The 26,321-nt window shown below is 37.3% G+C and carries 18 protein-coding genes and 1 tRNA gene; 12 read left to right on the top strand and 7 right to left on the bottom strand.

Annotated features, from left to right (window positions below; genetic code table 11):
• Window positions 1–74 precede the first annotated feature (74 nt).
• From Q4503_RS15960 to Q4503_RS15930, 7 genes are all read left to right on the top strand, one after another.
• Window positions 75–446, top strand: a complete 372-nt coding sequence (locus tag Q4503_RS15960; protein ID WP_252727543.1) for a hypothetical protein — start codon at window positions 75–77, stop codon at window positions 444–446.
• A 123-nt stretch (window positions 447–569) separates the two neighbouring features.
• The gene (locus Q4503_RS15955) at window positions 570–1,955 is read left to right on the top strand and encodes a TolC family protein (RefSeq protein ID WP_303602851.1); all 1,386 of its coding nucleotides are present in this window, start codon (window positions 570–572) and stop codon (window positions 1,953–1,955) included.
• Window positions 1,952–3,520, top strand: coding sequence for an efflux RND transporter periplasmic adaptor subunit (locus Q4503_RS15950; protein WP_303602850.1), 1,569 nt, complete (start codon window positions 1,952–1,954; stop codon window positions 3,518–3,520). Before Q4503_RS15955 ends, Q4503_RS15950 begins: the two co-directional genes overlap by 4 nt.
• A gap of 17 nt (window positions 3,521–3,537) precedes the next feature.
• Window positions 3,538–6,705 carry an efflux RND transporter permease subunit gene (locus Q4503_RS15945; RefSeq protein WP_303602849.1) on the top strand — a complete coding sequence of 1,056 codons (3,168 nt, stop codon included), beginning with the start codon at window positions 3,538–3,540 and terminating at the stop codon, window positions 6,703–6,705.
• A 111-nt stretch (window positions 6,706–6,816) separates the two neighbouring features.
• A complete protein-coding gene (locus tag Q4503_RS15940) occupies window positions 6,817–9,468 on the top strand; it encodes a TonB-dependent receptor (RefSeq protein ID WP_303602848.1) in 2,652 nt (883 codons plus the stop codon).
• A 36-nt stretch (window positions 9,469–9,504) separates the two neighbouring features.
• Complete coding sequence (locus Q4503_RS15935; protein WP_215973610.1) at window positions 9,505–10,227, top strand: PepSY domain-containing protein; 723 nt, start codon at window positions 9,505–9,507, stop codon at window positions 10,225–10,227.
• Window positions 10,224–10,955 carry a PepSY domain-containing protein gene (locus Q4503_RS15930; protein ID WP_215973611.1) on the top strand — a complete coding sequence of 244 codons (732 nt, stop codon included), beginning with the start codon at window positions 10,224–10,226 and terminating at the stop codon, window positions 10,953–10,955. Before Q4503_RS15935 ends, Q4503_RS15930 begins: the two co-directional genes overlap by 4 nt.
• 200 nt (window positions 10,956–11,155) lie before the next feature.
• Here the strand turns inward: Q4503_RS15930 and Q4503_RS15925 are convergent, their stop codons facing one another.
• The 4 genes from Q4503_RS15925 to pepA all read right to left on the bottom strand — a co-directional run bounded on the left by Q4503_RS15925 (window position 11,156) and on the right by pepA (window position 16,795).
• Entirely contained in the window at window positions 11,156–11,365 is a 210-nt protein-coding gene (locus Q4503_RS15925; protein ID WP_159818093.1) for a cold-shock protein, read from the bottom strand.
• Between the two features lie 494 nt (window positions 11,366–11,859).
• A complete protein-coding gene (locus Q4503_RS15920) occupies window positions 11,860–14,715 on the bottom strand; it encodes a valine--tRNA ligase (protein WP_303602847.1) in 2,856 nt (951 codons plus the stop codon).
• Between the two features lie 73 nt (window positions 14,716–14,788).
• A complete protein-coding gene (locus tag Q4503_RS15915) occupies window positions 14,789–15,262 on the bottom strand; it encodes a DNA polymerase III subunit chi (protein WP_215973613.1) in 474 nt (157 codons plus the stop codon).
• Window positions 15,263–15,286: 24 nt separating this feature from the next.
• Window positions 15,287–16,795, bottom strand: a complete 1,509-nt coding sequence (pepA, locus tag Q4503_RS15910) for a leucyl aminopeptidase (protein WP_303602846.1) — start codon at window positions 16,793–16,795, stop codon at window positions 15,287–15,289.
• Window positions 16,796–17,013: 218 nt separating this feature from the next.
• Between pepA and lptF the strand changes: the two genes are divergently transcribed.
• Complete coding sequence (gene lptF, locus Q4503_RS15905) at window positions 17,014–18,165, top strand: LPS export ABC transporter permease LptF (protein ID WP_215973615.1); 1,152 nt, start codon at window positions 17,014–17,016, stop codon at window positions 18,163–18,165.
• Window positions 18,165–19,232: an LPS export ABC transporter permease LptG gene (gene lptG / locus Q4503_RS15900; protein WP_215973616.1), complete on the top strand. Its 1,068-nt coding sequence runs from the start codon at window positions 18,165–18,167 to the stop codon at window positions 19,230–19,232. Before lptF ends, lptG begins: the two co-directional genes overlap by 1 nt.
• A gap of 96 nt (window positions 19,233–19,328) precedes the next feature.
• Here lptG and Q4503_RS15895 read toward each other — a convergent pair whose 3' ends face one another.
• The 3 genes from Q4503_RS15895 to Q4503_RS15885 all read right to left on the bottom strand — a co-directional run bounded on the left by Q4503_RS15895 (window position 19,329) and on the right by Q4503_RS15885 (window position 24,140).
• Entirely contained in the window at window positions 19,329–19,829 is a 501-nt protein-coding gene (locus Q4503_RS15895) for an RDD family protein (RefSeq protein ID WP_215973617.1), read from the bottom strand.
• 148 nt (window positions 19,830–19,977) lie between these two features.
• On the bottom strand, window positions 19,978–23,028 hold the full coding sequence (locus Q4503_RS15890) for an efflux RND transporter permease subunit (protein WP_303602845.1): 3,051 nt from the start codon (window positions 23,026–23,028) through the stop codon (window positions 19,978–19,980).
• An 11-nt stretch (window positions 23,029–23,039) separates the two neighbouring features.
• A complete protein-coding gene (locus Q4503_RS15885; protein WP_303602844.1) occupies window positions 23,040–24,140 on the bottom strand; it encodes an efflux RND transporter periplasmic adaptor subunit in 1,101 nt (366 codons plus the stop codon).
• A 144-nt stretch (window positions 24,141–24,284) separates the two neighbouring features.
• Here Q4503_RS15885 and Q4503_RS15880 point away from each other — a divergent pair, with 144 nt between their 5' ends.
• The 3 genes from Q4503_RS15880 to ppiC all read left to right on the top strand — a co-directional run bounded on the left by Q4503_RS15880 (window position 24,285) and on the right by ppiC (window position 25,639).
• Window positions 24,285–24,914, top strand: a complete 630-nt coding sequence (locus Q4503_RS15880; RefSeq protein ID WP_303602843.1) for a TetR/AcrR family transcriptional regulator — start codon at window positions 24,285–24,287, stop codon at window positions 24,912–24,914.
• Window positions 24,915–25,118: 204 nt separating this feature from the next.
• Window positions 25,119–25,203 (top strand) — tRNA-Leu (locus Q4503_RS15875).
• A gap of 157 nt (window positions 25,204–25,360) precedes the next feature.
• Window positions 25,361–25,639 (top strand): peptidylprolyl isomerase PpiC, encoded by a 279-nt coding sequence (gene ppiC, locus Q4503_RS15870; protein WP_303602842.1) that lies wholly within the window; start codon window positions 25,361–25,363, stop codon window positions 25,637–25,639.
• Window positions 25,640–26,321 lie beyond the last annotated feature (682 nt).

Here is a 26,321-nt window from a genome sequence, read left to right as displayed (position 1 = left end):
GCTTAGTTTACAAGCGATAAGACCCTATAGTGGTACATTTAATGATTAACACGAAACACAAATAGTAATATTGCATGAAACCAGTACGTAACAACATAGTTATAGTGATGCTGATGCTAGTGGCCTTTATCGGTCAAGCAATGGCAAGCACTGCTATGTCTTATTCTGGCGCTTCTTGTGTTGATGGGGATATGGCGAATACAATGCCAATGATGTCTCATGATCATATGTTACTTGATGATAGTGATAAAAAAACAGCGATGATGGCTTCAATGGATTGCTGCCAAGATGATTGTAAATGCCCTAGTAATGGTTGTTTAAGCCTTTCATTTTTACTGAATACATCCCTTAACTCCCAAGTTTTTTCAGATAAAAAAATTACACAGTTCCCCTCTCTAAATAAATCACAAGCTAGCTCTTCACTATATCGCCCACCCATTTCGTAACTTCACGGCACACTTGTGCCTAAAATTCTTATAAACCGTGTCTCTCTACATTAATTACTCATAATGTGTGAGCTAACATAATTGAATTATTCTCAACATTTACGCATGTAAAGAGAAAGAAGTATGAATAAATATAACGCCTTATATAAACGCATCACTGTCTTCGCAGCTATGCTCATTATCGTATTCTCAAGTCATAGTTATGCCGCTGAGCAGGGATTGAGCTTTACTCAAGCGATTAAAATCGCGCAAAAAAATGATCCTTGGCTTGATGGCAGTCGTCATAAACAAAAATCAATTGAAGCTTTAAGCTTTGTTGCCAATACACAGCCGGATCCTAGCGTGTCTGTTACTTTTGTTAGCTTGCCTACCGATGGCTTTAACTTTGACCAAGAAAACATGACACAATTTAAAGTAGGTGTTTCTCAGATGTTTGGTCGTGGTGATAGTCTGGAAATACGCAGTAAACAATTACAATTGCAGTCACAAGAGCAACCGTTTAAACGTAAAGATCGAGAAAATAAAGTTGCAGTTACTGTAGGTAGTTTATGGCTTGATTTATATCGAGTACAGGAGAGTATTCGTATAATCGAAACAAGCCGCAATTTGTTTGAACAGCTAAGTCAGTTGGCCGAATCGAGTTATAGCAGTAATTTAGGTGGAACACGGCAAGTTGATATTGTGCGTGCTCAACTTGAACTAACTCAGTTAGAAGATAGATTAAATCAGTTAAAGCTTGAGCAAAACCGTTACCAAGGCATGCTAGAGCAATGGCTAAGCCATTATTGGACAACAGGATCTTTATCAGAAGATTTAGATACGAACAACAATACGTTAATAAGGCTCATTGGTAGTGAACTTCCGCAATTAGATCTTTACCGGAAGGAAGCTATTTATGATGAAAAACAGCTAAAACCTAGCCAGTTAGCACTAATTTTAGCTCGTCACCCGGCGGTACAAGCCGTTGATAAAAATATTGAAGCTACTCGTATTGGGGTAAATTTAGCGGAACAAAAATATCAACCACAATGGGGCGTAAATGCTAGCTATGGCTATCGTGCAGATGACTCTTTTGGTAATAGCCGAGCCGATCTTTTCTCGATAGGTGTTGTGTTCGATCTTCCTTTATTTACTGGTAACCGACAAGACAAAGAAGTGAGCTCTGCCATTGCTAACACTGAAGTGATCAAAACAGAGAAACTATTATTAATTCGTCAGTTGATATCGGGTTTTGCTAGTGCGAAAGGTCAATTTTTTCGTATTAAAGAAAGGCAAACACTCTATATAGAACGGTTACTACCGCAAATTCAGCAACAAGTTCAGGCTTCTCTAACGGCCTATACAAATAATGAAGGTGACTTTTCTGAAGTAGTACGTGGACGTATTGCAGAGCTTAATGCTCAGATCGAATTTTTAACAATTAATACCCAAGAACAAAAAATCATTTTAGAAATTAATTACTTTCTTGCTGATAACGCAATGAAGTCAGACATGAGTGCTAAATTATGAGCGTAAACCCAACAAATAAAAAGAGCTTAATAATAGGAATTATTATTGGTTTAACGTTAGCTTTATTAATTAGTTTTATTGTGATGTCGTCTATGATGAATAAATTACATAGTCCGACAACAGTTGAGGCAAAGGAAGAAGAACCACTTTATTGGGTTGCACCAATGGACGCAAACTTTAAAAAAGATAAACCTGGTAAGTCACCGATGGGGATGGATCTTGTTCCTGTTTATGATGATGGCGGCGCAGGTCCTGATGAAGGTGCTGGTACAATCCGCATTTCTTCCAATGTTGAAAATAACTTAGGTGTAAGAGTTGCTAAAGCAGAAATAAAACCTTTAAATTCGATAATAAATACTGTTGGTTATGTCACTTACAACGAAGAACAACTGGTTAATGTTCATTCTCGTGTGCAAGGCTGGATTGAAAAGCTTTATGTCTCAGCGGTAGGCGATCAAGTAACAAAAGGGCAAGCACTGTACGATATTTATTCTCCTGAATTAGTAAATGCACAAGAAGAATTCTTACTGGCGTTAGATCGTAAGAATAATCGACTTATTAGTGCAGCTCAAAATCGTTTAGCAGCATTACATTTACCCCAAAAAGCAATTGAAAAGTTACGTGCTACACGTGAAATTCAACAGAATGTAACTTTCTATGCAATACAAAGTGGTGTTGTTGAAAGTTTAAGTGTTAGAGCAGGTGTATTTGTTAAACCTGAAACCATGATGTTATCAATTATCGATTTGAGCCAAGTATGGGTAAAAGCAGAAGTATTCGAACGTCAAGCTTCATTATTAGCAATGGGGAATGATGTTGTGATGACGTTAGATTATTTACCTAATAAAGAGTGGCAAGGAAAAATCGATCACATACACCCTATGATCAACCCTAAAACTAGAACAGCAATTGCACGTTTACGATTTGATAATACCAACAACGAACTTAAACCTAACATGTTTGGACAAATCACCATTCAAACCTCTGGTAATGAAAGTACGCTACTTATCCCGAAAGAAGCACTGATCAAAACAGGCAAACAAAATCGTGTTGTTCTTGCATTAGGCGAAGGTAACTACAAGTCTATTGAAGTTAAGGTCGGGCGCTATAATGAAAACAGCGTTGAAATATTAGAAGGCTTAGCTGAAGGTGAGAATGTTGTAAGTTCAGCTCAATTCTTATTGGATTCTGAATCAAGTAAAACTTCTGATTTTAAACGTATGGAACCTGAAAACATTGAAGAAGAAATTTATGAACCATCATCCGTTTGGGTAAACGCTCAAGTAGAAAGCACTATGGCTGATCATAGAATGTTAACCCTAATTCATGATCCTATCCCTGAATGGAGCTGGCCAGAAATGACCATGGATTTTACGGCGATAGATGCGGTAGATTTTTCTCAGCTAACAGAAGGTCGACATGTTCGCGTTAAAATAAGTAAAAAAGTAACAGGAGGTTATCAGGTTATAGACATTGATGTATCTGATACTGAAATGCTTGATCAGCAAATGTCTGATGACCTAATGCCTAATGACAAGTCTGTCATTGATCATTCACACCACTAATATAGGAGTTTATATTTATGATTGCTTCTATAATTCGTTGGTCCGTTGGGAACCGTTTTTTTGTGTTACTAGCAACCTGTTTATTGGTGGCTGCAGGGTTATATTCTGTTAATAAAACGCCGATTGATGCCTTGCCAGACTTGTCTGATGTGCAAGTAATAATAAAAACAAGTTATCCAGGCCAAGCACCTCAAGTGGTGGAAGAGCAAGTCACTTATCCTATGACTACCGCTATGTTGTCAGTACCAGGGGCTGTTACTGTGCGAGGTTACTCTTTTTTCGGTGATTCGTATGTTTATGTGATTTTTGATGAAGATACCGACTTATATTGGGCTCGATCACGGGTACTTGAATATTTAAGTCAGGTTGTACCTAATTTACCCAGTAATGCTAAATCTCAATTAGGCCCTGATGCCACAGGTGTAGGCTGGGTTTATTTATATGCCCTTATCGATAAAACAGGGCAACACGATTTAAGCGAGCTACGTAGTTTACAAGATTGGTTTTTAAAATATGAGTTACAAACCCTTTCAGGTGTATCAGAAGTTACCGCTTTAGGTGGTATGGTTAAACAATATCAAGTCAATGTTGATCCTGAAAAGCTACGCGCTTTTGGTATTCCGCTTTCTCATATTCAAAGGGCTATTCAACAAGGCAATCAAGAAATTGGTGCTTCAGTTATCGAGATGGCTGAAGCCGAATACATGGTGCGAGCTACAGGTTATTTAAAAAGTATTGATGATCTAGAAAATATTCCCTTAGGTGTTAACGACAATGGTACACCTTTGCTGTTAAAAGATGTCGCCGATATTGGCACAGGTCCACAAATGCGTCGAGGTATTGCCGAACTTAATGGTGAAGGCGAAACTGTTGGCGGTATTGTGGTTATGCGCTTTGGTGAAAATGCTCAACAAGTAATTAATCGCGTAAAAACAAAACTTGAAGAACTTAAAAAAGGTCTCCCTGAAGGCGTTGAAATTGTGCCTGTTTACGATCGTTCAGCGTTGATTGAACGTGCGGTAAATAACTTAGGTTTCAAACTGCTAGAAGAGTTTGGTGTTGTCGCTTTAGTTTGTATTGTTTTTCTGTTTCATGTGCGTTCATCTTTGGTTGCTATTGTAAGTTTACCTGTGGGAATTTTAACAGCTTTTATCGTTATGCATTTTCAAGGGCTTAACGCTAACATTATGTCGCTTGGTGGTATTGCGATTGCGATTGGTGCCATGATAGATGGAGCGATCGTCATGATAGAAAACATGCATAAGCATATGGAAAAGCTAACATCCCAAGGACAAAAATTAACCAATGAAAACCGCTGGCAAGTGGTTATTGATTCAGCCAGTGAGGTGGGTCCTGCATTATTTTTCAGTTTGATGATCATTACTGTTAGTTTTATCCCAGTATTTACCTTAGAAGCACAAGAAGGGCGAATGTTTGCGCCATTAGCTTTTACTAAAACTTATGCCATGGCTGCTTCTGCTGCATTGGCTATCACTTTAGTTCCTGTTCTTATGGGCTACTTTATTCGCGGCAAAGTATTACCTGAGCATAAAAATCCAGTAAATAGATTTCTAACCTATCTTTATATGCCAGCTTTAAAAATCGTGTTACGTTTTCCTAAAATCACGTTATTAGCAGCCTTAGTTGTACTGGCTATTGGAATATATCCACTAAATAAAATTGGCAGTGAATTTATTCCACCACTCGATGAAGGCGATTTAATGTATATGCCCACAACGTATCCTGGAATATCTATCGGGCAAGCTCGACAGCTATTACAACAAACCGATAAATTGATCAAAACAGTACCAGAAGTTAAAACGGTATTTGGTAAAATGGGACGGGCAGAAACCGCTACCGATCCTGCACCATTAACTATGATTGAAACCTTTATTCAGTTTAAACCGCAAGATCAATGGCGAGCTGGCGTTACTCCTGAAAGTTTAAAAGCTGAGTTAGACGCACTGGTTAAGTTACCCGGTGTAACTAATGCGTGGGTTATGCCGATAAAAACTCGCATTGATATGTTAGCCACAGGTATCAAAACACCTGTTGGGATCAAAGTGGCAGGGGCAGATCTTTCTGTTATTCAAGACATAGGGAAGCAGCTAGAAGTTATTCTTAAAGATGTACCTGGTACGGCATCCGTTTATTCAGAGCGTGTTGCTGGCGGACGTTATGTGAAAATTGATATTCAACGTGCGAAGGCTGCACGTTATGGGTTAAATATAGCGGAGATACAGCAAGTTATATCAACAGCTATTGGCGGTATTAATGTCACAAATACGGTTGAAGGGCTAGAGCGTTATCCTGTAAATTTACGGTATCCTCAAGATTATCGTGATTCACCAGAGCAAATATCTTTGTTGCCTATTGTTACAGCTACAGGGCAGCGTATTTCATTAGGCGATGTTGCTAATGTCTTTATTGAAAATGGACCGCCAGGGATCAAATCTGAAAATGCACGTTTAAACGGTTGGTCGTTTGTTGATATAGAAGGTGTCGATATAGGTACTTATGTTGAAGCTGCTCAGCAAGTTGTTGCAGATAAACTAAAACTTCCAGCAGGTTATTCAATTGCATGGGCAGGCCAGTATGAATATATGGAGCGCGCTAAAGCTAAGTTAGCTTACGTTGTGCCATTAACCTTATTCATTATTATCATCTTACTATATTTAAACTTTAGAAATGTGATTGAAGTCGCGATGATCATGGGGACTTTACCTTTAGCAATGGTAGGCAGTATTTGGTTAATGTACCTTGAGGGCTTTAACTTTTCGGTAGCTGTTGGCGTTGGTTTTATTGCCTTAGCAGGTGTCGCTGTTGAAATTGGTGTCATTATGTTGGTCTATCTCAACCAAGCTTATAAAGAAATGCTTAATGATCATCAAGAACGTAACATAGATACGACAAAAGCGGATGTGCTGCAAGCTGTTTTACATGGTGCAGGTTTACGTGTTCGCCCAGTAATGATGACAGCAGCAGCGATAATTGTTGGTTTACTACCTATTTTATATGGCACAGGAACAGGATCTGAAGTAATGAGTAGAATAGCAGCGCCTATGGTTGGCGGTATGTTAAGCGCGGTAATTTTAACGCTATTAATTTTACCTGCATTATTTTACCTATGGCGTATTAGTCATTTAAAAGCAATTACGGCTCAAGAGAATAAGGTATCTTCTTAATAATACAAGCTTATTTATGCTATCAATGCACTAAATGCGGCAATATGTCACACCCAATAATACGTTCTCATTGGTATCATCACATCAATTTTATTGACAGTGGTGATTCCCATGAAAAAATCTCTATTATTTACAGCTATGCTGGTCGCGTTTAACTGTAATCAATCTTATGCTGATGACTATAACGACGACATAGAAAAAATGACGGTGACTGGCTCGCATATTAAAAGAGCTGACCTTGAAACGGCGAGTCCGCTTAGCGTTATTACCGCAGAGCAAATTGCATTGAGCGGTATTGTTAACGTAGAAGACTTATTACAACGCATGTCTTTCTCTGCTGGAGTTGCTGGTAATGCGACTAATGCCTATTGGACTAGTGGTGGCTATGGCACAGCACAAGTTAACTTACGTGGTATGGGAATAAAGCGTACTCTAGTCTTACTTAATGGCCGTCGTATGGTTAATGGGGGCACAGGTGCTAATAGCTCTGCTGACTTAAATACTATTCCTACTGGCATTATTAAACGTATTGAAATACTAAAAGATGGCGCTTCTGCTATTTATGGTGCCGACGCCGTTGCAGGTGTTGTTAATATTATCACTAAAGATGATATTGATGGTGTTACCTTTATGGCAAAAGCAGGGGCTAGTGATGAAGGTGATGGAGAACACCAAGAGTTCAACTTAAATATTGGCTCTACTTTTGATCGTGGTAATTTTATTTTAAGTGCGAACTATGTCAATACGGAAGCGGTAAGGCAATCAGATCGTATTGATTGTGCTAAAGAAGAAATAGTTCATGATGATGGTACAAGCGAACTTTCTTGTTTTGGTAGCTCAACCACTGAAGGGGGCAGAGCATTACTAGCCGATGGTCAAAGTGTACAATTCAACCAAGACACACAAGGTGATGGTAATGCTTATGAAGCATACGATTCGCAAAAACATGCTTTTACTTGGATACCTTATTTAAATGCAGTCAGTCCCAGTCAGCGCCTTAACCTAGCGGCAACGGTTAATTATCAGTTAACAGAGCAGGTAAATTTATTCACCGAAGCAATGTACAGTAATCGTCAGTCAGAGCAAATTGTTACGCCAAGAAGCCTCAGTAGTATTTATGTCTCTAAAGACTTTGATTATAACCCTACAGGACAAGGTTTAGAGTTAACAAACAGGCGGAATACCGAATTTGGTGCTCCTTTTTTCTTTCAAGAAACTAACACTATTCGCTTAGTTTTAGGATTAAACGGCGAGTTTAGCAATAACTGGCACTGGGATACAGCGTATAACTATAGCCGTAATACGGGTAATGACGGTTGGACATTTGATTTAGACAGCGCCAAAGCAGCAGATACATTAAATGAAGATGTATGTAGCTATGAAGAGGGCGCAAGTATTCCGTGTGGTGATTGGTTTGGTGTAGATGAGTTGAGCCAAGAAGTGATTGACTATGTTAAATATCGAAGAGAAGGAAATGGCGGCAATGAAATGCGATCTTTCACTTTTAACTTAGGTGGTGATTTAACAGAGCTACCTGCCGGAACTTTAGCTTTTGCAACAGGGATTGAGCATAGGTATGAAAGTGGCTGGCGTAATCCTGACTCAACAGTATTAAGTAATGGTGGCGAAGACACTATTGATGGTGATTTTAATGTAACAGAGGCTTTTGTGGAGTTTTCTATCCCGCTGCTTTCTGACCTACCTTTGATGAAATCGCTACACGCCGAAGTGGCTAGCCGCTATGCTGATTACAGTACGTTTGGCGATAAAACGACATACAAACTTGGTTTAACATGGCAAATTTTTGATAATCTAATGGTACGTGGTGTTAAATCTACTGCTTTTAGAATACCTATGCTAACAGAGCAATTTGGCGGCACTAATTCAGAAAATTTAAGAACTATTGACCCTTGTGAAGGCGCAACAGGTGCTATTGCTACTAATTGTTTAGCGGCTGGCGTTCCTGCTAACTTTGAACAAGACGGTACTACTGTATTGACAGCCGTTGGCGGAAACCCTGATGTTAGCCCTGAGTCTGCTGATACACTGACTTTAGGCATTGTATGGCAAGCAAGCTTTCTTGAAGGTTTATCTGCAACAGTTGATTATTTTAATATCGAAATCGGTGATGCTATTACTGCCGTGAATGGCTCAGATGTACTGAAACTGTGTTACACCGACCCCAGTGCCTATAGTGAATATTGTGATAGTTTTTCACGCCATAGCGTAACAAATCAAGTTATCTCGCTAAATCAAAGACCAGTGAATGCTGCACAAGAAAAAGTTAGCGGTGTAGATTTTAACGTACAGCATAATGGGGAAATTAATGGTTTCAATACTAAAATTGAACTTGAAGCAACTCGTTTATTAGCTCACGAAAATACACCTTTACCAGGGCAGGCTATTAACGACCTTCTGGGTAAAATAACCGAAGATCAAGGTAGTTATACAAAATGGCGTGGTAATTTAGGTTTTACCTTAGAAGCTCAATCTTGGGCTACTCATTATGCTATTAGGTATATTGGTGGTGCTGATGATGTTAATGGTGGAGGTCCTATTGGGAGCTCAGTACCGAGTATTACTTATCATGATGTTCAAGCAAGTTATCAGGTGAATAATAACTTTAGTTTATCAGCGGGTATTGATAATCTCTTTGATAAGAGCGCGCCTTTCTTAACTTCTTGGAATGATGCTAATACCGATGTGATGACTTATGATTTGCTCGGTCGACGTGGTTATTTAAAACTGAACGTGAACTTTTAATTTAGTTTTAATGAATAATATTGAAGGAAGAATCTCATGTCATGGTATCGGAATAGCAGAAAATATCATAAATGGTTAATGCTGTTTGTTGGCTTTCAATTTGTTGTTTGGTCAGTATCTGGTGCCTTCATGGTGATTTTTGATCTTGATTATATTCATGGTGATAGCTTGATTGTTAATGAGCCAGGGGTGTTGAATAAGTCTCAAATTAATTATTCTATTGCCAAGCTCTATAGGCATTATCCTAATGCGAAAAATGTAGAGCTAACAAACTTACAGGGGAATGCTGTTTATCGTTTTAGTAACGATAAAGGCAAGCATCTACTCAATGCTGATACTGGGAGCTTACTTTCGCCTATTAATGAAAATTATGCCGTAGGCATCGCCAAATATTCATACATACAGCCAGATACAGCGATCAAACAGGTGAGTTTGATTACAGAAAATCCTCCTTTTGAATTAAGCGCTAGGCATTTACCTGTGTGGCGAGTTGATTTTGAGGGTTTTTCTAATCCAAGCCTATATATTAGTACGCTAACAGGAGAGATAGTCACAAAAAGACATCTCTTTTGGCGGATATTTGATTGGATGTTTAGTTTTCATGTGATGGATTATGTGGAAGAAGATGCCAGTAATAAGCTGTTATTTGTTTTTATTGTCTTATCGTTAGTCGCTAGCTTGTTTGGTTTAATACTCACTTATTTTTACGTATTCAAACGAAATAGCAATAAAAAGAAAATTGTAAAGGAGAGTGTATGAAATTAGTTAAATGCCTACACAAATGGCTCTCTGTTCTTGTTGCTATACAGTTATTTATTTGGCTTGGTAGCGGTTTGTTTTTTAATTTGATGGATTCTACTAAAGCTAAAGGAAATGAGAATCTAGTCAGCAATTTAGCGGTAAAGAAGATAGACCATAAGCGCCTATTAGAGCCAAGTTATATTCTTAGCCAATTCAATAAAGAACAGCCTCAAAAGCCGGTAAATTCAATAAAATTGATTCAATTAATTGATCAACCTTATTATCTACTTAATCATTATTTGGGTTTGTATCAACATTTTTATAATGAACATTCATTAGTTAATGCGTATACAGGTGAAATGAAAACTATTGATAAAATAATGGCGCAAACGTTAGCTATTAGCACTTATAGTGGTAGGGGAAATATAGGTGTAACTGAGAGGATATCACCGCCTATTGATGATTTTCCAAAAGAAAAAAACATTGTCTGGCGAGTTAACTTTGATGATGAGTTATATACCAGTGTTTATATAGATGCTAGTTCAGGGAGAGTCGTTGGGCATAGTAATGATGATAAGCGCTTTGCTGACTTTTTCTTTATGCTACATTTTATGGATTATGGAACATTAGGCAGTTTTAATAATTGGCAAATAATACTATTTTCAATATTAACATTAATGTTTTGTATCACAGGTTTTGTTTGGACGTTGGATTTACTAATCAAAGGACGTTATAAAATAAGGTAGGGGTTAGTAGCAGAGTATAGCAAGGGAAGAAAGCGAAGTAAGTTTGAATCGGCTAATCATTGCTAATATATTGGATCTGTAAACTATATTGAAGCAATAACATAAATCAGCAGAAACAAAAAAGCGAAGATTAACAGATGTTAATACTTCGCTTTTTACAGAATTAGATTCTCAAATGAGAAGGTCTACATAGCTATAAATTATACAGCTAGAACGTTTTCTGCTTCAGGGCCTTTTTGACCTTGTTTAACAGTGAACGTTACCGCTTGACCGTCAGCTAGAGTACGGAAACCGTCTCCAGAGATAGCGCTGAAGTGAACAAACACGTCAGGACCATTTTCTTGTTCTATAAAACCGAAACCTTTAGTTTCGTTGAAAAATTTAACTTTACCAGTAACTGAATCAGACATACTTACATTTTCCCGTAGTCATAAATAATATTAATGTGGTGCTTTCTTGAAGAGATAATTCTCAAAAAAAATAACACCGTTTTTACCCGAGTAAATGCCCTCTACCATAAGTAGTACAGGCAGAGGAAGGAAACAAACCATATTCGTAACAAAAAGTATTTGGAACAAACAACCAGTTTGCATTGCCTAAAATCCATTTGTTAAGAATAAACAAGTACCTAAGTACTTGGTAAATCTAAAACAAAAGTTAGTATCAACCTTCATCCGCAACACAAAAACTCAACGCAATTGCAGCATAGCACAGTTGTTTTTAATTTGCTTTATAAAAAGCTCAAATAGTTCAATTTTTTATGAAAATAAAAGGACTTAAGAAGGTTTTTATTCGTAAGTTGTTGTTTTTTAATGTAATGATATTTAAAAAATTAATTTGAATATTTTTAATTTCCGCCTACTCTACGGTGTTTTTCGTAGGCGGAAATTACTCTTTTACTAAATTATAGTGCTGCTATTTGAGCTTTTTGCTCTTGCATTTTTGCAAGGGTAGATTCAGCTTCAGCTAGTTTTGCTTCTTCTTTGGCGATAACCGCAGGTGGAGCTTTGCTAACAAAATTTTCATTACCCAGTTTGCCACGCACTCGAGTTGCTTCTTTATCTAGTTTATCAATGGCTTTATCTAAACGAGCAATCTCGGCTTCTTTGTTAATTAAACCAGCCATTGGTATAAGAACAGATAAATCACCAACGACAGCTGAAGCACAAGCAGGGCCTTGTTCACTTTCTGCTAACACAGTAATACTTTCAAGTTTTGCCAGCGAGCTTAAGAATTGTTCATTTTCATTTAAGCGACGTTTATCGTTCTCGTTTACGTTTTTAAGTAATACTGGTAGCTCTTTACTAGGTGAAATATCCATTTCGCCACGAATATTACGAATGGCAATAATAAATTGTTTAACCCACTCTAGATCGTCAATTGATTGTTGATCACATTTGCTGGCGTCAAATTCAGGAAATGCCTGAATCATAATTGAATCACCTTTTTTAGCAAAACCACTTAATGGCTGAACGCGCTGCCAAATAGTTTCAGTAATAAACGGCATAATAGGGTGCATTAAACGTAGCAATGCCTCTAAAATGTTGACTAATGTATGGCGAGTACCACGTTGTTGTACTTCATTACCTTTGAATAAAATAGGTTTAGTTAATTCTAAATACCAGTCACAGAATTGATTCCAAGTGAACTCATATAAAGCTTGTGAAGCAAGATCAAAACGGTAAGTATCAAAAGCTTCATGAACCGTTTTTACTGTTTGCTCAAACTGTCCTATGATCCAACGGTCAGCAAGAGACAATTCCATTTCGCCGCCATTTGCTCCACAATCAAATTCTTCAGTGTTCATCATTACATAACGACTAGCATTCCATAACTTATTAGTAAAGTTACGGTAACCTTCTAAGCGTTTCATATCCCAGCTAATATCACGCCCCGTAGTCGCAACCGATGTTAAAGTGAAACGTAAAGCATCAGTCCCGTGTGCTTCAATACCATTTGGGTATTCTTTGCGGGTTAATTTTTCTATTTTAGCGGCCAACTTAGGCTGCATCATATTGCCAGTACGTTTTTGTAATAAATCTTCAAGTGAAATACCGTCAATCATATCTAATGGATCAACTACGTTACCTTTTGATTTACTCATTTTATCGCCATTTTCATCGCGAATAAGGCCGGTCATGTATACTTTTTTGAAAGGTATTTGTGATTTACCATTTTCATCTTTATTGAAATGCATCGTCATCATGATCATGCGAGCAACCCAGAAGAAAATAATGTCAAAACCTGTTACTAGTACATCAGTAGGGTGAAACGTTTTTAGATCATCGGTCTCTTTTGGCCATCCTAACGTTGAGAATGTCCAAAGTGCAGATGAGAACCAAGTATCAAGTACATCATCATCTTGGCTTAATTTTATATCATCGCTAATGTTGTTATTAGCGCGTACTTCAGCTTCGGTACGACCAACGTAAACTTTGCCGCTTTCGTCATACCAAGCTGGAATTCTGTGTCCCCACCAAAGTTGACGTGAAATACACCAATCTTGAATATTGTTCATCCAAGCAAAGTACATATTTTCGTATTGTTTAGGAACAAATTCAATTTGACCGTCTTTCACTGCATCCACGGCAGGACCTGCTAATTTCTCAACACGTACGTACCATTGATCAGTTAAAAGAGGTTCAATGATAACACCTGAGCGATCGCCGTATGGCGCAACTAAATCATGGTCTTTCACTTCAACCAATAAACCTAATTCATCAAATTTAGCTACGATAGCTTTGCGCGCGACAAAGCGATCCATACCTGCGAATTCTGCAGGTAGTGCACCATCATAAGCATTCGATACTTCGCCTTTAGTGTCGTAAACCTCAGCTGTTGCTAACACTGCAGCATCTTTATTAAAAATATTGATTTGAGGTAGCGCATGACGTTTACCGACTTCATTATCGTTAAAGTCATGAGCAGGTGTGATTTTTACACAACCCGTGCCTTTGTCCATATCAGCATGTTCATCACCCACAATAGGAATTAAACGATTCACTAATGGTAGTAATACTTGTTTGCCAATTAGGTCTTTATAACGTGGATCTTCAGGGTTAACCGCAACACCGGTATCGCCTAACATGGTTTCTGGACGCGTTGTTGCTACCACTAAATAATCAAGACCCTCTGCCGTTTTTTGGCCATCAGCAAGTGGGTAACGTAAATGCCACATGTGGCCTTTTTTGTCTTTGTTTTCTACTTCTAAATCTGAAATTGCGGTATGGAATTTTGGATCCCAATTAACTAAGCGTTTACCACGATAAATAAGATCGTCTTCAAACAAGCGTACAAACACTTCTTGAACTGCTTCAGACATACCATCATCCATGGTAAAGCGTTCACGTGACCAATCGATAGAGTTACCTAAACGACGCATTTGCTTGCCTATAGTGCCACCAGATTCGTTTTTCCATTCCCAAATCTTATCGATAAAGCCTTCACGGCCATAGTCGTGGCGTGTTTTATCTTCTTCAGCAGCAATCTTACGTTCAACAACCATTTGAGTAGCAATACCAGCATGATCACAACCTGTTTGCCATAAGGTATTTTTACCTTGCATACGTTGGTATCGAATTAAAGTATCCATGATGGTTTGTTGAAAAGCATGTCCCATATGTAAAGAGCCGGTGACATTAGGCGGCGGAATGGCAATGCTATAGCTATCGCCTTCACCTGTTGGGCTAAAGTAACCTTGCTCTTCCCAGCTGGTATATAAAGATTGTTCAATGTCGGTTGGGTTGAATGTTTTTTCCATCATTGTTCCGGTATAAAAAGTTGTTAATGGTAAGTTGAATTAAGACTTTACAGAATTTAAGGTGCAACCTATATTATTGTGGCTGTGCCACTACTTGATTGTTTACTTGAAAGCCCCATTGTCGACACGTTTTAAAACGCTCACGGGCTTTTTGTTTTAAGATTTCATCGCTAGGGACAAAATCAACAATAAATTGAAATTGATTTGCAAATGTAGGCATAGTTTCGGTTAAGTTGATTAAAACAGGGCGGCGACCACGTAACGGTTGATCGCTAATTTCTACCATAGCACCTTGTTTTGGTCCTTCTCCCGCCAAGTTATGAGGCACAAAACTATCAGTGTCAAATGCCCATAATAATTCATCAATTTGCTCAGCTTGCTCTTTATCTTGTGTATAAATAAATACCCGCTGGTTTTGACGATAAAAATGGCTTGCTTGTAAACAGGCATGATAAAGTGCTGAACTTTTATCTGTTGTTTCAGCATCTTTATCATTATTGTCAGTCTTCTCGTCATTGAGAAGGTAAAACATAACCTGTGTTTGCATGGTATTTGCCTAATTTAAACGAAACTACTCGTCCACTTCTTGACCTGCACGGTTAAGCATAAATTGCGTTAACATGCTAACAGGACGGCCTGTTGAGCCTTTATCTTTACCGCCACTGCGCCATGCAGTTCCAGCAATATCTAAATGAGCCCAGTTATATTTTTTAGTGAAGCGCGCTAAGAAACAAGCGGCGGTAATAGTACCTGCTTCTTTACCACCAATATTTGCCATATCAGCAAATGGACTTTCAAGTTGTTCTTGATAATCGTCCCATAAAGGTAAACGCCATGCTCTATCACCACTTTGTTCTGAGGCATTTAATAGCTCATGAGCAAGTGGGTTATGAGAGCTTAACAAACCTGTTGCATGTTTACCTAAGGCAACAACACAGGCACCTGTTAATGTAGCAACATCAATTACCGCTTCAGGATCGAAACGCTCAACATAGGTTAAAGCATCACATAAAACTAAACGACCTTCAGCATCGGTGTTTAATACTTCTACTGTTTGTCCTGACATTGTTGTTAGAATATCACCTGGACGATAAGCATTACTGCTTGGCATGTTTTCACAGCCCGCTAAAATACCGATAACATTAATTGGTAAATTCAACTCGGCTAAGGCATGCATAGCACCTAAAACACCTGCAGCACCGCCCATATCATATTTCATTTCGTCCATGCCAGCACCAGGCTTTAATGAAATACCACCACTATCAAAAGTAAGGCCTTTGCCAACTAATACAAGTGGTTTTGAATCATCATCTATTCCTTTATAAGTCATGATGCTCATTAAGGATTCATTTACAGAACCTCGGCCTACGGCTAAGTATGACCCCATTCCAAGCTCTTCCATTTCTTGTTCGCCAACAATTGTGGTAGATACTTTATCGTAATCATTGGCTAAAATTTTGGCTTGCTCTGCTAAATATGCCGGATTACAAATGTTAGGTGGCATATTGGCAACATTTTTACAGGTTGTAATACCTTCAGCAATTGCTAATGCGTGGCTAATAGCGCGCTCACCAATTGGTAGCTCTCGACGTGTAGGTACGTTAAATACTACTTTACGTAAAGGTCTACGAGGCTCTTCTTTATGAGTTTTTAAACTATTGAAACTGTATAAACCATCTTGGGTTGCTTCTACCGCTTGGCGAATTTTCCAGTAAGTATCACGACCTTTAACATGAAGTTCAGATAAGAAACATACTGCTTCCATTGAACCTGTTTCATTTAGTGTATTAATCGTTTTTTTGATTATTTGGCGATATTGACGTTCGTCTAATTCACGTTCTTTACCACAACCAACCAATAAAACACGTTCACTAAGAATATTAGGTACATGATGTAATAATAACATCTGTCCTGACTTACCTTCTAAATCACCTTTACGCAAAAGATTGCTTATATAGCCTTCACTTATTTCATCAAGTTGTTCTGCTGTTGAACTAAGACGACGAGGCTCAAACACACCAACAACAATACAGGCACTACGTTGCTTTTCTGGGCTACCGCTTTTTATACCGAACTCCATGAAGTTCTCCTTTTACGTTTAATGAGGGTATCTCTTGCTAAAACTAGTAAAAAATTGCACTCTTAACTATTCAAGTGATAGTGCTAAGGGCTATAATTATAGCTACATATATCAATTAATTTTATATGTCGACTATATAGTTTAGTTATGAAAACGGCAAGTTTACTAGAAAAACTTGTCGATTGTCAGAAAAAACACAGTTTTAATGGGATCTTTTTGTGATCATTTTTCGTTATTTATTAAAAGAAGTGGCAAAAACGCAGCTAGCAGTATTTTTTGTGTTGATGACCATTTTTATCAGTCAAAAATTTGTTCGTGTCTTAGGTGACGCCTCAGAAGGTAGTATTCCTGGGCAAATGGTGATGACATTTATTGCACTTAAAGTTCCTGATTTGGCAGGTATGATGCTGCCTTTAAGTTTATTTTTAGGTATTTTATTGGCGTATGGCCGCATTTATGCGGATAACGAAATGACCGTACTACATTCTTGTGGAGTGAGTGAGTGGTACGTTGTACGAGTGACTTTAGTGCTTGCTTTTGTTACTGCTATTTTTACCGGTATATTTACTTTATATTTAGCCCCTATGGCATCAGAGTATCAATACCAAGTAACAGACGAGTTAGCCGCAGATTCGGGCTTGAGCTCTTTAATTGCCGGACGTTTTCAAAAAACTGGTAATGAAAAAGCGGTTGTTTTTATTCATGGTAAGAATCGCAATGACAATAGTTTTGATAAAGTATTTGTAGCTCAATTGCCTAACGTAAATCATCCAGAAGAGAGTATTATTAATTCTAGTTTGGTTTATGCAAAAAAAGGACAAGTGCTTGAGGAAGATTCAGGATCTCAACGCTTAGTACTAACCGAAGGTATGCGTTATCACAAAGATGCAACTAACGGGGTCTTTCAGGCAGTTACGTTTGATAAATACTATATACAAATTCAAGATCAAGAAGTAGAACAAAAACATCGTAAGCTGAGTGCTTTACCTACACAACAATTATTTAATTCAACAGACGTTAAGACTGCAGCTGAGTATAGTGCAACCATACAATGGCGTATCGCTTTTCCGCTTGCATGCATTATTTTAACCTTTATTGCTGTGCCTCTTAGTGTTGTTAACCCTAGACAAGGTAAATTTGCTAAAATGTTGCCGGCATTAATGTTATTTTTAGGATATTTTTTATTATTAACGGCAATGAAATCTGGGGTAGAGCGACAGGCGCTACCCTCAGCTGTTGGTCTTTGGCCTATTCATATTAGTGCTTTATTTTTAGGTATTATTCTTTTAATGAAAGAGCGTAGTAGCGGCAGAAAGATTAAAGCAAAACTGCCTAGTTTTAAGCGTAATAATGTTCGAGGCCAGATCTAATGAAAATATTAGATGTTTATATTGGGCGTATTGTCGCATCCACTACTTTTTTAACCTTGGCCGTTTTTGTTAGTGTTAGCGGTATTATAAAGTTTGTTGAACAAATGCGTGCTGTGGGACGAGGTAATTATGATTTATCGCATGCTGCACTTTATGTACTCTATTCTGTTCCTCGAGATATAGAAGTCTTTTTTCCCATGTCAGCATTAATTGGCGGATTAATTGGCATTGGTATGTTAGCGAGTAATAGTGAGCTGGTAGTCATGCAAGCAGCTGGCTTATCACGTTTAGATATTATTAAATCGGTAATGAAAACGGCAATTTTACTTATTTTTGTTTCTATGGCTGTGGGAGAATGGTTAGCGCCTGAAGGAGAAGCAACAGCAAGAGAAATTCGGGCTCAGGCTATATCCGGTGGGAGTTTAATCTCAGCTAAAAATGGAGTGTGGGCTAAAGATGGCGATTATTTTGTTAATATTGGCGAAGTGTTAGAGCAAGGACAGTTAAAGAAAGTACAAGTCTATCGTTTTAATGATGACCTCAAATTAGATAGTTGGTTAAGTGCAGAGTCGGCAGTATATAAAGATGAAGCCTGGTTATTATCAAACGTGGTAAATACACAATTAAACGAGCAAAAAATTAGTAGTAGTAATATAGACAAACAAGTATGGGAATCTTCATTAACACCTAAAAAGTTAGGCGTGGTAACCGTAACACCTGAATCCTTATCGATACGAGGCTTAGTGGATTATTTAGATTATTTAGAAGCGAATGAACAAGATCCTAGCCGATATCAATTAGCGTTTTGGCGGAAACTGGTGCAACCTGCAACGGTTGCGGTAATGCTATTAGTTGCTTTGTCATTTATTTTTGGACCGCTACGCTCTGTTTCTATGGGCGCGCGTATTATGATGGGGGTTATTACTGGTATTATCTTCTTTGTTTGTAATGAAGTATTAGGCTCATTAAGCTTGGTGTACCAATTCCCACCATTAATAGGTGCTGTTTCACCAAGTATCATTTTTATTATGTTGGCTTGGTATTTTATGAATAAAAAACCAACATAATAAAATGATATATTTAAAGCTCACCTTGAACAGCCGAATCTAAAATAGCTATATAAAAATTGATCCTGCTTTCTTGTTATAAAAGCTGGTGAGCTCTCATAGTCTGCCTTTATTCGCTTCTAATGACAAAACAACCACTTCCGTGTTAGTGAGTCTATCTTGTAAGCTGAGCTTATTTTTACGATCAAATATTACGGTTAAATTCCCTAAGCCAAGCAGAGTAGGGAGTAAACGTTTTATTCCTGTCATTTCAGTAATACGTGTACCATCTTGATTTTGTACACGTAAACGCCATGCCTTCATACCTAATGTTTGGCCTGTTCTTGACCAAAAAAACACAAAGAAAAAGCTTACCCAGGCAATATTCCAACCATAGATTAATACACTAAAAAGCAATGAAGAACGCTGTAAATCTATTGAGTGCTCGAAGCCTTGCATATCGATAAGCCCATACCTAATACATAAGTTAAAAATAAAAAAGGATATTGCACCGGCAAGCATATAAACGGCAATAGCAATAAGTAGATCATAAATCCAAGAGCCAAAGCGGCGACGGAATCCAGCGCGAGGAAATTCATTTACATCAGTTGAAGTCATACAAAGTGCTCAAAATACGATTGGTAGCTTAACAAAAGCGTAGTCTATCAAAGACACTACAAGAGTTTAAGTAAGTAGTGTGTAATCGTGAAAATTAAGCTAAGTGAATACCTGCAAATGGCATTCACCTTCACTATTTTAAGTTCGTTTAGGATTCAGCCTTAACCTTATAAAATGTAGAATAAAGTACAGGCACAACAGCAAGTGTTAATATGGTACCAATACCTAACCCAAAAGCAATAACATTAGCCATACCATAGAACAATGGGTCTTTACTGATAATTAATGGTAGTAAGCCCATTACTGTTGTAATTGTTGTCATTGCAATAGGTCGTAATCGCGTTAAGCAAGCATCCACTAAAGCTTGGTATTGCGTTTTACCACTTTGAACTTCAATGTTAATGCGATCAATGAGTACGATAGCATTGTTAATGATAATACCAGCCAAGCTATATAATCCTAAAGTAACCATAAAACCAAACGGTGCTTGCATCACTAATAAACCAATTACAGCACCAATAAAAGAGAGCGGCATGGTTAAGGTAATTATCGCTGCTTTTCTAAAGGAGTTAAATTGAGCAACAAGTAGTATTAATATAAAACCAATCACCATTGGCATACTAGCACTTAATGCTTTTTGGGCCGCTTTAGATTCTTTAATTGCACCACCGTAGAATATTTCGTGATTAACGGGTAAGTCAGCTGCTAACAGTTGAATTTTTTTATCTATAACTTTTTGTAGATCTTCTGCTGCCATACCCGTATTACGTGCTTCAATGCTAATAGTACGAAACATATCTTCATGGTGTATAACAGAAAATTGATTTACAGGTACAAATGTTGCTACTTGGAATAACGGGATCGCTTTTCCTGTTTTTTCAGAATAGACATTAAGTGTGCGTAGTTTGTCTAAGTTATTACGTTCACTTTCTTGCGCGCGTAAAATGATAGGGATAATTTCATCACCTTCCCTATATTCTGTTATTTGCGCCCCTGAAAAATATGTTTGTAAGGCGTCGGCTATTTCAGATGATGTTAAACTTGCTCTTTTGGCTCGATGTTGATCAATTTTAACATCTATTTTAACAATCAAGTTTTCCCAATCGTTACGTATGTTAATAGTATTAGGAACTTGATGGAGCAAGTCCATAATTTGTTGTGCTTTTTGATAAATAACGTTTTTGTCTGGGCCTTTAACTTGAATTTTTATTGTCTTTGCATCAGATGGGCCTAAGAACATTTTTTTCACGCGAGCAGAAATATTGGGGAACTTGGCTTCAAGCTGTGTTCCTAATTCTGATACTCTTTTGGCTACGTCTGTACCTTCAACTACATTAAGCACAATAAAACCTTTATTTTGAGCTGGATCTTCAGGGTTAAGTGATAATACAAAACGTGGTCCATTGAAGCCTACGTAGCCAGAATAATTTTCAATAAAAGCAAATTTTTCTTTGTTATCTAACCAGGTAAATATGTCTTTCATTTGGCGATTAGTTTCACGTGAAGAAGTACCGTTAGGTAAATCAATGTACATTAATATTTGCGTACGATCAGACTCTGGAAAGAATTGTTTGGCAACAAATTTCATTGAACCAATTGCGCCAACAAATAAAATTAATATTATGCTAATAAAGATTAGCCTGTGTTTTAATACGGAATGCAAAAAACCTTCATACATGGTGGATAACTTGCCTTTCACCAAACTGTTTTCTATTTCGGCTTTCGACGGTTTTATAAAATAGTAACAAAGAATAGGCGTGACACATAAAGCCAGTATCCAGCTTGTCATTAAGGTAATCAAAATGACGAGCGAGATTGAACGAGTAAATTCACCTGCGACATGTTCAGCTAACATCAATGGTAAGAAAAATAAAATTGTTGTGATAGAGGAGCTTAATAATGGAATGGCGAGCTCTTTACAACCTTGTAACATGGCATCGAAACGACTAATACCATCTTCAATTCTTCGCTTAAAATCTTCAGCAATAACAATACCGTTATCAACCAATAAACCTAATGATATGATTAAAGTCGCTAAACTCATACGCTCTAATTTCATATCAAAAAATAGCATTATTGATAAGGTTGTTAACATAACAAATGGAACAATAGCCCCGACAATTAAGCCAGTTCTTAAGCCTAAAAATAGTACAACTACGACTAAGACAATAGCGAGTGTTTGTAGTACGTTAATTGAGACGCCTTGTACTGTTTTTTCTACCTGCTCAGCTTGATAGGTAGCAATATCAAGTTGGTAACCGATAGGTAGACTAGCAATTACTTTATTAATATTGGTTTTTATACGTGGCGCAAATTCTAAAATGTTGTATTGAGGCAACATAGAAATTGCAAAATAGATAGCGGGTTTACCGTTGTAATAAGCTAATTTGTCCGGTGGATCGATATAGTCTCGTTTAATACTAACCACATCTTTTAACGCAATAAAATCTTCGGTGTTAGGTATATTTATATAAGTATTGGCGATATCAGGGACACTACCAAAATTTCCTGATGGTTCTATGATGAAACTCTTTTTACCTGTATCGACTTCACCACCAGAGCGGATAATGTTTTGTTTTTGTAATTCATTGATCAGCGCTTGAGGAGAAATACCGAGTTGCGATAATCTTGCATTTGATGCCTCTAGAAAAATACGCTCTTCTAAATGGCCTAAAATTTCAATTTTCTTTGTTCCTTCAACGCTATATAAGGTATCACGAATATGCTGTGCAATATCATACATAGCACTCATGTCGAAACCATCAGCAGTTAAAGCTAGTGTTACCACTGAAACATCACCAAATTCTGTATTTACATAAGGGGTGCTAGTACCTGAAGGCATTTTGGTATGAGCGGTTACGGCTTTATTACGAACATCCTGCCAGATATCATCAAGATTAAAATACCGATCATGAATTTTGACATGAATAGTTGAGTTTCCCGTAGTTGAAAGCGATCTTATTTCTTTAACTTCAGGTACTTTTCTAATTTCTTCTTCAAGTTTCTTGGTTATTAACTGCTCTACACGTTCAGGTGCCATCCCAGGAAAAGAAGTTGAAATAACAGATTCTCTTATCGTTATAGTTGGGTCTTCTTGTGCAGGTAAGGTAAAATAGGCAAATACACCATTAATTAATAATAATGTAAGAATAAAAAATACAGTTTTACGATACTTAAAAGCTATATGAGTGATATTCATTATGTTGGTTCTTAATTAAAGCGCTGTGTAGTGTTATCTAGAAGTGTTACCTTTTGGCCGTCTCGTAAGAATGCGACACCAGCAATAGCAATGATCTCACCACTTTTTAAACCAGAGGAAATAAAGGCAATGTTGTTACGTATATTTTCAGTTTTAACTTCGCTTTGTTTAACCGATTGTGTCGCCGGGTCGTAGATAAATACATAACTTTTTTGATTCAGACCTGCTCGTATTGCACTAAATGGCACGCTGATAGCAACTCCTTGGTATCCCTTATCTCCTTCATCCTCAAAAGTAAAATCTACTTCAGCTGTCATTCCTGCTCTTAATGATGGGTTTTCTTCCTGTAAGACAACTGTGATAGGAAAAGCATTCGCTGCTTCTGCTCTGGTTCCTATTTCTGTAACTCGACCTAACATTTTAGTTTGGGGTAATACTGGAAACCGTACTGGTATCATGCTGTTGTGCTGTAATTCTTTGATCAAGGTTTCAGGTACCATGACATGTACTTCCAAACCATGCTTACCTTCAATTTCAAAAGCGGGTTGCCCAGAGCTGATTTGCTGTGATGGTTCAATTAAGCGTTTTGTTATTATACCGTTATAGGGAGAAAGTAATGTTCCATCTTGTAGATTTTTTTGAGCTATATCTAATTGTGCCTGAGCAACACCTACCGCGCTTTCGCTCGATTCATAATTAGCTTTTGCGTTATCAAATCCAGATTGAGATACCAAACCGTTTTTAATTAACTGGCTGTAGCGAGTAAAACTGTTTTTAGCTTCAACTTGATCAGAGTTTGCTTTATCGAGTTGTGCTTTAGCCGATTTTACAGAGAGTGTAAGGCTGCGGTGATTTAGTTGTGCCAACACCTGACCTTTTTTAACGGTATCGCCAAGCTTTACTTCAACGCTTTCCACCTTTCCCATTACTTCAAAGCTTAAGCTTGTTGACTCAACGGGAGCGACAATGCCAGACAAAGTACGCAACTGTTGCAAAGTCGATTCGCTAACCTTTTCCCAAGCAATTGGTCTAATAGCTTTTTCAGTTATGATTTTTTCCTCACTACAGCTAAATAAAAATGTAGTTAAAAGGAGCGTTAATAATAGTCTCATAATGATTCCAATAATGAAATTTATTCATTTGTATAGGGTAGTATATGTTAAAAGTAAATTGATACTGTTAAATTATCTACATTTTGGTACTATGTAGTACCAATGTCAAACGATAGTTAAACAAGAGTGAAATAAGATTTGAATATGGCCTATAACGAAGAATTAATTTTAAATGACTTAAGCTCGCGTGGAGAGTTAATACTTGATGCGGCAAAAAGACTCTTTTTAAAGCATGGTTATGCTCAAACATCGCTTGAAATGATTATTGCCGAGGCAGGGGGATCGCGTCGATCCATATATAATGAGTTTGGTAATAAACAGGGTCTGCTGACATCGGTAATACAGCAGCAAGTTCTTATTCATACTGCCAGTGTTGCATCTATTAAATTGATTCAATTAGCACCTAGAGATGCACTTAGGGAAATGTGTTTTCGCTTTGTTAAAGGAATTGTGTCAGATACTATTGTTTCACTTTATCGTTTAGTGCTTCAAGTCGTTCCTAAATTACCTGGAATAGGAGTACTGGTTTATGAAAAAGGTCCGCTTAAAGGAATGAAGCCACTAACTGATTATTTAGTACAGTTGGATAGAGAAAATGTCATATCAATAGATGACCCGTTATTTGCTACACAAATCCTTATGGAAATGGTGAAGGGCCGATTACATTTTAAAGCTTTGTTATTGCCTAATAAGGAGATAACAGACGAAAACATTCAACAACAAGTTGATAAAGCCGTTGATCTATTCCTTAAAGCTTATCATCCTGATTCATAATCGAATAAATAAACAGCAAATAGCCACTGAGTTAAGAAAAACTATTGCACACACAAGGATATCTCGTATAATGCCACCTCTTCAAGTTATCGAAGAATATGTAGTAATAGAGTAGTTCGGTAGTTAGACACTAGTTTATAAAGAAATCAGTTTTTAAAATAAAAATGACTTCTTTGCAAATTGCAAAACGGGCGTAAAGCCTTTGCCAGCGTGATGAAATTGGTATACATGGGGGATTCAAAATCCCCTGTCGCAAGACGTGTCGGTTCGAGTCCGACCGCTGGTACCACCATTATAAAGCCCTGATTCGTAAGAGTCGGGGTTTTTTTATGTCAAAAAAATAGCAGTTATCTAGATTAGCTCTGAACTGATATAAGATCTTTACAAAGGATTTATTTATGTGTTCAATCTAGGTTGAGTTATCAGTAATATTAGGATGGTTTCTTATGGCAGCTACAGCACACGCACTTCATATATTAGTTAAGCACAAAGAGCTTGCAGAAGATATTATTAAGCAGTTAGGTAAAGGTGCTAAGTTTCAAACGCTAGCTAAAAAGCATTCATCATGCCCATCAGGTAAGAAGGGTGGTGATTTAGGTGAATTTAAACGAGGTCAAATGGTGCCGCAGTTTGATAAAGTTGCGTTCAGTGGAGCAATATTAGAGCCACATTTAGTTAAAACTAAATTTGGTTGGCATGTTATCAAGGTGCTTTACCGGACTTAATCAAATATTGATGAAAGTAAGTAAAAGATAAGATCGCTATCGTAAAGCATTTTATTAAAGCTACATTAGTAAGCGTCACTACCTGAAGATTTTACCTAGGGTGATTAAAAATCTTATCTAATAACTTTTTTTATCCCCAACACTATTCATTAAATAATAGTAGCTACTCTTATCTATTTCTCAACATAGAGAAAAGAGTTTTTTAGCATTATAGATAGTAGTATGGAAAGTACATTATTTATATCTTTAATCTATTGCTTCCATTTTTAATGTAAAATCTAAGCTTTCTAATTCGGCGTTCAAGTTAGGTAACTTTAGTTTTTATTTATTATGGTTAATATTGAATTAATAATAGTTGCTATCTAAGCAGCGAACTATTGATGTGATCATCAACATTGGTGAAGCTATTACTTCAATAATGAGATGATTGTTTAGCCGTACAGATAAACTAATTCAAAGTTGTACTTTACTGGACGAAGCGATTTATATGGTAAGTTGTTTAAAAAACATCGTTTTTGATGTTTTAATGATCATAGTTAACCCTGTCCTTAAAAAATAACAGAAATTTAAGGATTAATTGAAAAAAAGTGTTGACGTACAGTCAGAAATCTCTACAATGCGCTCCAGTTCCAAGGGGTTCAGGCAAAACGAATCATCAACGGGCTGTTTTAATAAGTTATCT

This window comes from Colwellia sp. 6_MG-2023 (assembly GCF_030547765.1).
Lineage (GTDB): Bacteria > Pseudomonadota > Gammaproteobacteria > Enterobacterales > Alteromonadaceae > Colwellia.
The sequence above is the reverse complement of the archived record's forward strand: the minus strand, read 5'-3'. Positions and strand labels throughout refer to the sequence as shown.